At 71.9% G+C, this 9,663-nt stretch carries 10 protein-coding genes; 9 read left to right on the forward strand and 1 reads right to left on the reverse strand.

Annotation, left to right across the window (positions count from 1 at the left end):
- The first annotated feature begins 8 nt into the window (after nucleotides 1-8).
- From ACWEQG_RS37050 to ACWEQG_RS37085, 8 genes are all read left to right on the forward strand, one after another.
- Complete coding sequence (locus ACWEQG_RS37050; protein WP_452292086.1) at nucleotides 9-914, forward strand: hypothetical protein; 906 nt, start codon at nucleotides 9-11, stop codon at nucleotides 912-914.
- Nucleotides 908-2,077 (forward strand): S8 family serine peptidase, encoded by a 1,170-nt coding sequence (locus ACWEQG_RS37055; RefSeq protein WP_452292088.1) that lies wholly within the window; start codon nucleotides 908-910, stop codon nucleotides 2,075-2,077. The genes ACWEQG_RS37050 and ACWEQG_RS37055 overlap by 7 nt, the downstream gene beginning before the upstream one ends.
- Nucleotides 2,078-2,195: 118 nt before the next feature.
- Nucleotides 2,196-2,564 carry a hypothetical protein gene (locus ACWEQG_RS37060; RefSeq protein ID WP_363462180.1) on the forward strand — a complete coding sequence of 123 codons (369 nt, stop codon included), beginning with the start codon at nucleotides 2,196-2,198 and terminating at the stop codon, nucleotides 2,562-2,564.
- Nucleotides 2,561-2,872, forward strand: coding sequence for an MGMT family protein (locus ACWEQG_RS37065; protein WP_452292090.1), 312 nt, complete (start codon nucleotides 2,561-2,563; stop codon nucleotides 2,870-2,872). The genes ACWEQG_RS37060 and ACWEQG_RS37065 overlap by 4 nt, the downstream gene beginning before the upstream one ends.
- A 239-nt stretch (nucleotides 2,873-3,111) precedes the next feature.
- Nucleotides 3,112-6,009: a CDP-glycerol glycerophosphotransferase family protein gene (locus tag ACWEQG_RS37070; protein ID WP_452292092.1), complete on the forward strand. Its 2,898-nt coding sequence runs from the start codon at nucleotides 3,112-3,114 to the stop codon at nucleotides 6,007-6,009.
- Between the two features lie 74 nt (nucleotides 6,010-6,083).
- Nucleotides 6,084-6,578, forward strand: coding sequence for a signal peptidase II (locus tag ACWEQG_RS37075; protein ID WP_452292094.1), 495 nt, complete (start codon nucleotides 6,084-6,086; stop codon nucleotides 6,576-6,578).
- A gap of 180 nt (nucleotides 6,579-6,758) precedes the next feature.
- The gene (locus ACWEQG_RS37080) at nucleotides 6,759-7,181 is read left to right on the forward strand and encodes a DUF6010 family protein (RefSeq protein ID WP_363462188.1); all 423 of its coding nucleotides are present in this window, start codon (nucleotides 6,759-6,761) and stop codon (nucleotides 7,179-7,181) included.
- Between the two features lie 213 nt (nucleotides 7,182-7,394).
- Nucleotides 7,395-7,619 (forward strand): hypothetical protein, encoded by a 225-nt coding sequence (locus tag ACWEQG_RS37085; RefSeq protein WP_363462190.1) that lies wholly within the window; start codon nucleotides 7,395-7,397, stop codon nucleotides 7,617-7,619.
- 251 nt (nucleotides 7,620-7,870) lie between these two features.
- On the opposite strand, the gene ACWEQG_RS37090 is transcribed toward ACWEQG_RS37085, so the two are convergent.
- A complete protein-coding gene (locus ACWEQG_RS37090; protein ID WP_452292096.1) occupies nucleotides 7,871-8,632 on the reverse strand; it encodes an SDR family oxidoreductase in 762 nt (253 codons plus the stop codon).
- A 108-nt stretch (nucleotides 8,633-8,740) separates the two neighbouring features.
- Here ACWEQG_RS37090 and ACWEQG_RS37095 point away from each other — a divergent pair, with 108 nt between their 5' ends.
- A complete protein-coding gene (locus ACWEQG_RS37095) occupies nucleotides 8,741-9,580 on the forward strand; it encodes a helix-turn-helix transcriptional regulator (protein WP_452292098.1) in 840 nt (279 codons plus the stop codon).
- The last annotated feature ends 83 nt before the right edge of the window (nucleotides 9,581-9,663 follow it).

Below are 9,663 nucleotides of genomic sequence, written 5' to 3' on the forward strand. Positions count from 1 at the left end.
ATCGAGGTATGCCGCCCGAGCAGTCCCGCACCCCGAAGACGGCACGGACGCCGTCCGGTCTCCGGCGGGCGGGCCCGCGGGCACTGCCGCTCGGCGCGTCCGCCCGCCGCGCCCGAGCGCGGCCCTGGACGGCGTCCAGAGGGCGCGCCGCCGCCGCACTGGCGGCCAGGGAACGGGCCGAACTCGAGCGCGGCGTCCGCTTCCGCTCGCTCTATCTCACGATCATGGGCGTCGTGCTCGCGGTCGCGGCGGTGAACGTGCTGCTGGGATCGGTCGGGCTGATCCAGGAGAACAGGTCCCGGCCGCTCACCGACGCCGAGCGCGCCCGCTACGTGGCCGAGGACGTGGCCCGGCGATGGCGCGCGTGGCCCGCCGGGATGGTCTTCCCCGAGGAACTTCCCTACACGGCGCTCGGCCGCGCGCAGCAGTACGCGCACCGGGTCGGCATCGCCCCCGAGGCGGCGTGCGGGGCCGCGGCCGACTCGCCGGTGGCGTCGGTGCTGCGCAAGTACGGCTGCCAGACCATGCTGCGCGCCACCTACGTCGACCAGACCTCGACGTTCGCCGTCACCGTGGGCGTCGCCGTGCTGCCGAGCGAGCAGGCCCGCACCGACGCGGCCGGCGAACTGCCCGTGGACGACCGGGTGGGCGTACGGCCGGTGGCCTTCCCCGGCACGGTCACCGACACCTTCGGCGCGGCCCAGCGCCAGCGCACCGGATGGGTGGGCGCGGGGCCGTACATCGTCTTCTCCACGGCGGGGTACACCGACGGCAGGACTCGTGCCTCCGTCCCCTTGGAGGAACAGGTGAACAGCGAGATGTGGCCCGCGGCCGAGACCGTGGCCGGGCGCATCGCGCGCGCCCTCGGAGAGCCCCCGGACGTTCCCCGCTGCACTCAGGGGAACGTGTGCTGAGGCCGGCCTCCGCCTGCGCGGCGCTGACGGCCGTCCTGCTGGGGGCCGGGCCGGCGGCCTGGGCGGCGGCGCCGGGCGGCGAGGACGCGACATGGGCGCTCGACGCCGTCGGCGCCGCCGCCGCGTGGAAGGTCAGCAAGGGCGCGGGCGTGACCGTCGCCTTGCTCGGCGCCGGGCAGCCCGACACCGGCGTGCCCGAGCTGGGCGGCCGGGCCGAGCGCGGGCCGGACATGACGGGCACGACGTTCGGCGACGAGACTGCGCAGTCGGGCGACGACGCGACCGCGATGGCCTCCGTGATCGCCGGGAGCGGGCGCGGCGGGGGGATCTCCGGAGTCGCGCCGGAGGCGCGGGTGCTGTCCCTGCCCGTGGTGGCCCGGCGGCCGCAGGGCGGCTCCGTCGATCCCGAGGGCGCGGCGGGGGAGTCGCAGGACAGCCCGATCGCGCGCGGCATCCGCTACGCGATCGGCCGGGGAGCCAAAGTCATCTGCCTGCCCGTCCCTGTGTACGCCGTGGACCGCGCGGAGCGGGACGCCGTCTCCTTCGCGCTGGCCAGGGGCGTCGTGCTCGTTGCGGCCGCGGGGGACGCGGGCCGGTCGCCCTATGCCCGGCAGAACGGCACCTCCTACTGGGGCTTTCCCGCGGGCTACCCCGGGGTCATCGGCGTCGCCGCCGCCGACCGCCGGGGCGCCAAGACCGCGGGCAGCAGCGACAACCTCTCGGTCCTGGTCGCCGCGCCGGGAGACCGGGTGCCGGCCGCTCTCGCCGGCGGCCGCCACGGGACCGTTTCGGGGACCGGAGTGGCCAGCGCGATCGTCGCGGGAACTATTGCACTGATAAAGGCTAAATATCCGGATTTGCCGCCGGAATTGGTGTCGCGCGCGCTGACCTCGACATCCCGGCCCCACCCGGCCGCGGGTTATGACGACAAAATCGGATTCGGCGTAGTGGACGCGGCGGCGGCCCTGCGGAAGGCCGGAGAGCTGACCGGATACGGTCCCGCCTCGGCGGTCCAGGACGACGCGCACTTCGGCAAGGGCCCGGTATCGCAGGGCCCCGCGCGCCCGGGGCCGGATCCGGTTAGGCTCTGGATCTACGGCATCGCCGTTCTGCTTGGAACAGGCGGTTTCTGCCTCGGCGCGCTCGCGCTGCTGCGCCGATGACCGGATGTCGCCGGTGATCACATGTTGGCAGCCGTTTCGCAGCATTTCGGACGCGGTACTCCCGATGTTGCTGTTTCCGGTGACACGGCCGGGTCAAGTTTCGCTAAGGTCGCGGCTCATGGGGTACGAGCTGCGCGTAGAGCGTGATGCACCGCTCGCCTACGCCGAACTCGCGAGCGTTTCGGCGCAGGCCGGATTCGAGCTGCGCGGGTCGCACGAGGCGGGCGAGATCGTCGCGCGCCACGGCGACTCCGTGCACCCGGTCGCGACCTGGTCGGGCCGGCTCTTCGGCCAGCCGGGATCGGACTGGCAGGTCGCCCAGCTGGCCCGTCTCACCGACCTCATGGGCGCCCGGCTCCTGGGCGAGGACGGCGAGGCGTACGGCATCAGGAACGGCGTCGTCGAGCAGATCAACGGATCGTCGACGTACGAGTTCGGCAAGCTCGAAGAGATCATCGCGGCCGGGCCCACAGAGTGGAGCGCTTGAGAGACGGCCGCGGCCAGCCGCCGCCGTACGCGGAGCGGGTGCTCGACCTGGTCGAGCGGATCCCGCGCGGCAAGGTGATGTCGTACGGGGACGTCGCCGAGTATCTCGGTGAGGGCGGCCCCCGGCAGGTCGGCCGTGTCATGTCGTTGTGGGGCGGAGCCGTGCCGTGGTGGCGGGTGATCCACGCCGACGGCACCCCCGCCGCCGGTCTGGAGGCCGAGTGCCTGGCCCGCTGGCGCGACGAAGGCACCCCGGTCCGCGGCGCCAGGGCCGACATGCGCGCGGCGCGCTGGGACGGCCGCGCCTGACCGTCGTGGTCGTCACCGTAGCCCTCCCGCGGCCCTTACCGGTGGCATGACAAGCCGCACCGTGATCGGTCGGACGACCCTCTCCGTCCCCGCGTAGTGCCGCTCGTCACCCCGTGCCACAGGGGTGTCACCCGGTGATTCACAGGAAATCCACAGGCTTGCCCGAGTCAGGTCCGGCAGTGTTCAGAGGGCATTACCATTTTCTGAACACAGGTCTGGCGAAGGGTGGTGCCTCCCGTATGACACCCGCACCCACGAGCGATGCCGTCGCCGAGCGACTGCGGGCTGTCCAGGAGCTTTACGACCGGGGCGAGCCGATAGACGCGCTTGTCGCGCTCGTACGAGCGGAGGGGCTCAGCCCCGCGCAGCGCCGGGAGGTCGACCGTGAGGCGATCGCCGGTCCCCTCGGTCTGCGCCTCGACGCCGCGGCCAAGCGCGGGCCCGCCCGCCGCCGTCAGGCCATCGACGTGCTCCGGCCATACCTCGCGGAGGTCGACCCGAAGGTCAAGCGCGAGCTTCCGGTCGGGCGCCGGGTGGCCTGCCATCTGATCGAGACCCAGGACCCGGGCGAACTCGCCGAGAGCGACGCGCTGAGCAAGCTCGCCGCCGCGGCGGCCGAGCCCTCCCGCCGGGTCCGGCGGGGCCTGCGGTGGTACGCCGACCTGCCGGTCGAGGTCGCCGACCCCTCGCTGCTGCGCCTGCGGGCCGCCGACCTCGTGCCGGTCACGCAGATCGACGACATCACCTGGGCGGGCAACCGCCTGCGGGTGACCGGGCACGCCTACATCGCGGGCCTGTCGGTCCGCAGCGGCCGCTTCAACCGCGCCACGGTCGTGCTGCACGGCCCCCGGTGGCTGCCCCGGGTCCGGATGAGGACCCGCAGGACCTACCGCCCGGAGGCCACCCACGCGGCCCGTGAGCCCGGGTGCAACTACGACTGGGCGGGCTTCACGGCCGAAGTCCACCCCTTCGCCCTGCGCTGGCGTGCCGGAGTGCGGGCCCTGGTGCGCGGCACGAAGCGGGTGCTGCGCCGCCGCCACATCGTCCAGGACACCACCACCTGGCGGGCCGAGATCGTGATCTGGAGCCGCGCCGCCCGCGCCAAGGGCGTGCTGCGCGGTCCCGTGATCGGCCGCACCGAGCGCCCGGCCGGGCTGCAGGTGCGCTCGCGCTGGTGGGTGCGGCCCGTGTGGACCTCCGACAAGGCGCTGCAGGTGGTCTACCAGCCGACCCGCGCCCAGCTGACCGGTGTGCGGCTGAACGGCGACAGCGTCGAGCTCACCGGCTTCCTGCCGGGCCGGCCCATAACCAAGGGCAAGGCCCGCGTCGGCGGACACCGCATGTCGGCCGACTTCACCCCGGTCGAGGGCGGCAGCCGCTTCTCCCTGTCGCTCGCGGTCGGCACCCTGCTCAACGCGGAGTCCCGGCGGCTGTGGGTCGAGCCCAAGGGCGATCCGGCCGCGGCCGTGATGCTGGAGGGCGCGGAGGAGACCCGTCTCCTCGTGGGCGAGCGCGAGGTCACGGTGCAGGGCGACCGGCGCGACCGGGTCGTCATCTCCGGTCACAAGATCCTGCCCGTCATCACCGCGGCCGAGTGGCACGAGGAGTCGATCACGCTCACCGGCCGCTATCCCGACCCCGATCAGGGCCCGCGCGAGCTCGTGCTGCGGCACCGGGGCGGGCTCACGATCCGCGTGCCGGTCGAGCGCGACGGCGAGCGGTTCACCGTGCGGCTGTCGCCCGGCGCGATGCCCCGCTTCGGGTCGGCCGTGCCGCTGGCCGAGGGCAGCTGGAACATCTCCCTGGCCCCGCCCGGCAGGTACGGGCCCGCCATGGTGCCCGCCCGGTTCGACCACGCCGGTCTCGACGCCCTGGACGAGAGCCCGCGGACCATCGGCGGCCGGGTCTACCGGTTCGTCGCCACCCGTTACGACGTGCCGGTGCTGCTGGCGGCCGAGGACCGGCCGGGTGACGAGCGGAGCGCGGCGGGCGTGTGGGCGCTCAGCCGCACCTTCTACCCCGCCGAGCGGGCCCGGCCGCTGCGGGAGGCCACCGTCTACGTCTCCTTCGACGGCCGCGCGTACTCGGACAATCCGCGTGCCATCTACGAGGAGCGGGTGCGGCGCGGCGACGAGAGCGAGCACATCTGGGTCGTCAGGGACGGCGCGTTCGTGCCGCCGGGCTCGCGCGAGCTCGGCCTCGGCGACGGCGTGACGCCCACGGTCGTCCGCGAGGGCAGCCGGGAGCACTACGAGGCGCTGGCCCGCGCCCGCTACGTAGTCTCCAACGGCTTCCTGCCGCAGTGGTTCCGCACCCGCGAGGACCAGGTGTGCCTGCAGACCTGGCACGGCACGCCGGTCAAGCACATCGGCCGCGACCAGGCCCACATGAAGCGCGAGCCCCGGCCTCCGGTGTGGCACCGCCAGGCCGTGGAGGTGCGCGGCTGGGACGTGCTGCTGTCGCAGAGCCCGTGGGCGTCGGGCGTGCTGCGCAAGGCCTTCGGCTACGAGGGTGAGATCCTGGAGTCGGGCTACCCGCGCAACGACCTGCTCGTCTGCGGCGACCGTGACGCGCTGGCCGCGGAGATCAGGCGCCGGATCGGCATCCCCGAGGGCAAGCGGGTCGTCCTGTACGCGCCGACCTATCGCGACTACGACCGCAGGAACGCCGTGGTCAAGCTCGACCTGACCGACGCGAAGCGGGCGCTCGGCGCCGACCACGTCGTGCTGGTGCGCGGCCACATGATGCAGGCCTTCCCGCACGTCAACGCGCACGACGGGTTCGCGATCGACGTGACGACCTACCCCGACACCGCCGACCTGCTGCTGATCGCCGACGTGCTCGTCACCGACTACTCGTCGGTGATGTTCGACTTCGTGGCGACCGGGCGGCCGGTCGTGCTGTTCACGCCGGACCTGGGCAAGTACCGCTCGTCCCGCGGGCTGTACCTCGACCTGGAGTCCCAGCGTCCGGGGCCGCGCCTGGAGACCTCGCCCGAGGTCGTCGAGGCCCTGCGGAACATCGACACGGTGACCGCCAAGCTGGCCGATCGCTACGCGGCATTCGTGCGGACCTACGCGCCGCACGACAACGGCAAGGCCACCGCGCGCGTCATCGACCACGTCTTCACGTCCTGAGCGAGGCCGAGAACGTCGCGGATTGCGGGGTAAGGGTGTCGGACGGACGAGGTTCGCAGGAGATGAGACCAGGTATGCGGCCATATGGGCGGATGCTCGTCCTGGCCGCGATGGTCCTTCTCCTGGACCAGGTCTCCAAGTTCTGGGCGATCTCCGCGCTCTCGAACGGTGAGAGCATCACGGTGATCCCGCAGCTTATCCGGTTGCGGCTGTTGCTGAACCCTGGCGCCGCCTTCTCGATCGGCGAGGGTGTGACGTGGGTGTTCACCCTGACGGCGGCCGCCGCGGTCGCCGGCATCCTGCACGTCGGGCGGCGGCTGGGGTCGCCGGCCTGGACCGTCGTGCTGGGTGCGTTGCTCGGGGGCGCCACATCCCATCTGCTCGACCGCCTCTTCCGCCCGCCCGCCTTCGCCCGGGGCCATGTCGTGGACTTCATCGACTACGGCGGCCTGTTCGTCGGCAATGTCGCCGACATCGCGCTCGTGGGCGGTTGCGCCTTCCTCCTGTTGCTGAGCCTGCGCGACGTCCCCCTCGGGGGCGTAGCCGACAAGGCGCGTCCCTCCGCGTAGCGGACCACTCCGGGGGTGCCCCGACGCCTGGCGATATCCCGTCGGCATCTGGCGCCAATACCTCTGGGGAGACGCGCCGGCTGACTGGTTGGCTTTCCGACGCGGGTCCGCCGTCACCATCCGCGGTGCCGGCTGTCCGCTCGCGCCATCACGACAGCCACTTCAGAGAGCCGCACGATCATGAGTCTCGTCATGCCGATCCTGATCGGCCTCGCCTACGCCGTGCTGATGTCGTTGATCCCCGAACCGCATCGCCGTCGCTTCAACGCCATCATGGTGGCCGGAGCGGGAGCCGCCTACCTCAGCGGCGGGGGCCTCGGCGGCTGGGAGTTCCCCTTCACCGCCCTCGTCGCGTACTGCGCCTACCGCGGTCTGGAGTCGTGGACGTTCATCGGGATCGCCTGGCTGCTGCACACCGGATGGGACATCCTGCATCACCTCAAGGGCAGCCCGATCATTCCCTTCGCCCATGACTCGTCCTTCGGCTGTGCCATCTGTGATCCCGTCATCGCCCTGTGGTGCTTGCGGGGCGGTCCCTCGCTCATCGGCCTCGTCCGGGCCCGAGTCACCCGGCCGCGCACCCCGGATACGGTTTCCTCCTAACGGGTGTGCTTTCTTTCACCACGACCGGCCCGGGCGCTCGTCGTATTGGATCGGCGTCCTACACGTGAATGTTTCACCGATCCCCAGGCTTTCCGGTGGTCCGTAGCAGGCTCACCATTCCGTCGAAGGGCCGCGAAAACTTGGAGGCTCGTCGGGAGCGGGCGGCGCTGTCATGATTTCTGAGATGTCCGTCACGAATTCCGAGGAGATTCGATGGGCAAAGCTCGATCGCTGGCCGTCACCGCGGCGCTGGCCGCCGGTCTGACACTGTCGGTGGGGACGGCCCCCGCGCAGGCCGACAGCATCAGGTACGTCTACTACCTCTACTCCGACTGCCTGAATGGCGGAAACCTCGGCATCCAGTGGGGATGGTGGACCTCCTACAGCTGCTCCTACCTGAACAACACCTACGGGCCGACCTGGGCGTTGTGGGCCTGACGTCGGCCGACGGCATTCCTTCCGCATTTGGTCTGGGACGTCGGTAAATCGAGAGAGTGGAGCGCCTTGATCACCGGCGTGAACAGCGGAGAGTTCGACTTCTGATTCACACGAGCGCCCCTGCCCTCGCGATTCGCGGCGCAGGGGCGCTTGCGTGTCGAGAACAATAGGTCATTTCCTTCGATCGGGGTCTCCGTTACGCCGCTCATCTGAGCGTGGCTGAGACGGGGGACGCCCGGCGCGCCGCGACCTCAGGCCTGGTTCGTCGGCAGCACGACGACCTGACGGAGGTTGACGTGCCTGGCCCGGCTGACCGTGTACGCGATCAGGTCGGCGATCTCCTCGGCGGTCAGGGACGTGATGACCTCGTACATCCCGGCCAGCTGCCCTCCGAGCTCCGGGCTGTCGACGTGGTCGCCCAGCTCCGTCGCCGTCAGGCCCGGCTCGATGTTGGTCACCCGCACGCCACGCGGGCCGAACTCCGCGCGCAGGTTCGCGGACAGGTGGCTGAGGGCGGCCTTGGTCGCCCCGTACACGGCGTAGCCGGGGAAGACGAGGTGGGCGCCGATCGACGAGATGTTGACGAGGTCGGCCGTCCGGCCGTCGGCCGCCGCCGCGAGCAGGTCGGGGGTGAAGGCCCTGGTGATCCGCAGGACGCCCGCGATGTTCGTGTCGAGCATCCGCGTCCACTCGTCGACGCGGCCGTCGTCGATCGGGTTGGGCAGCATCACGCCCGCCGAGTTCACCACCAGATCGGCGGGGCCGAACTCGGCGTGGATCCGGTCGACGGCGGCGGCCACGCTGTCGTCCCGGGTGACGTCCACGGTCACGGCCAGCGCGGTGCCGCCGTCCGCGGCGATCTTCCGGGCCAGGTCCTCCAGCCGGTCGGCGCGGCGGGCGAGCAGCGCGACCTTCGCGCCGGAGGCGGCCAGCAGCCGCGCCGTCGCCTCTCCCATGCCGCTGGCGGCCCCGGTGACCACGGCGACGCGTCCGGCCAGGTTCTCGTAGCTCATCGTGACTCCTTCACGTTCGCGGTTCGACGAGAGCCACTCTGGCGGGGTGGGCCCGGCCTACCCAGCGCACGCCTTTTACTGGTAACGGCAGTACTAGGCTTGGCCCTTATGGAAGGTGATCTGGGACGGTTCCTGCGCTCTCGCCGGGCCCGGATCCGGCCCGAGGACGCCGGCCTCCCGGCGCACGGGCGACGGCGTGTCAGCGGGCTGCGGCGTGAGGAGGTCGCACTGCTGGCGGGCATGAGCGTGGAGTACTACATCCGCCTGGAGCAGGAGCGCGTCCGCAACGTCTCCGACGAGGTGCTCGACGCGGTCGCCCGGGTGCTACGCCTGGACCGCACCGAGCGGGCGCACCTGCGCCGCCTCCTCCGGCCACCGGACGACCGGCGGGCTCCCCTCGGCCATGTCCGGCCCGGGGTGCGGATGCTCCTGGACGCGGCCGACTCCGTTCCGGCGTTCGTCCTCGGGCCCCGGATGGACGTGCTCGCCTGGAACGCCCTCGCCGACGCGATCACCGGTTTCTCGGACATGCCCGCCGGCGAGCGCAACATGGCCCGCCAGACGTTCCTGATGCCGCGGGCGCGCTCGCTCTACCGCGACTGGGCGGCCGTGGCCGCCGAGACCATCTCCTATCTGCGCCTGTACGCCGGGAGGCGTCCGGACGACCCGCTGCTGGGCCCGCTCGTCGCCGACCTGTCCGCCGATCCCGATTTCGCCCGGCTGTGGGAGGAGCACCCGGTCGCCGAGAAGACCTTCGGCGTCAAGCTGCTGCGCCACCCGGAGCTCGGCGACCTGGACTTCGCGTACGAGACCCTGGTCCTGCCCGGGGACCCCGACCTGTTGGTCGTCATGTACACCGCCGATCCGGCCTCCCCGACCGGCCGCGTACTGAACCGGCTCCGCGAGGCCCGCGAACCGGGCGTACGGGAGGCGGCGGCGGCCGTCTGATCCGCCCGAGCAGGACGCGGAGTGGGCATTCGGGCACGATCTGCACCAGTGATCTGGTGGAATGCTGTGTTGTGAGTGGTCAG

Source organism: Microbispora sp. NPDC004025 (assembly GCF_053604425.1).

Coding starts and splice junctions, on each gene's coding strand:
- ACWEQG_RS37080 (WP_363462188.1), top strand. CDS start 6,759: ATGAGTCTCGTCATGCCGATCCTGATCGGCCTCGCCTACGCCGTGCTG.
- ACWEQG_RS37085 (WP_363462190.1), top strand. CDS start 7,395: ATGGGCAAAGCTCGATCGCTGGCCGTCACCGCGGCGCTGGCCGCCGGT.
- ACWEQG_RS37060 (WP_363462180.1), top strand. CDS start 2,196: ATGGGGTACGAGCTGCGCGTAGAGCGTGATGCACCGCTCGCCTACGCC.
- ACWEQG_RS37075 (WP_452292094.1), top strand. CDS start 6,084: ATGCGGCCATATGGGCGGATGCTCGTCCTGGCCGCGATGGTCCTTCTC.
- ACWEQG_RS37070 (WP_452292092.1), top strand. CDS start 3,112: ATGACACCCGCACCCACGAGCGATGCCGTCGCCGAGCGACTGCGGGCT.
- ACWEQG_RS37050 (WP_452292086.1), top strand. CDS start 9: ATGCCGCCCGAGCAGTCCCGCACCCCGAAGACGGCACGGACGCCGTCC.
- ACWEQG_RS37090 (WP_452292096.1), bottom strand. CDS start 8,632: ATGAGCTACGAGAACCTGGCCGGACGCGTCGCCGTGGTCACCGGGGCC.
- ACWEQG_RS37095 (WP_452292098.1), top strand. CDS start 8,741: ATGGAAGGTGATCTGGGACGGTTCCTGCGCTCTCGCCGGGCCCGGATC.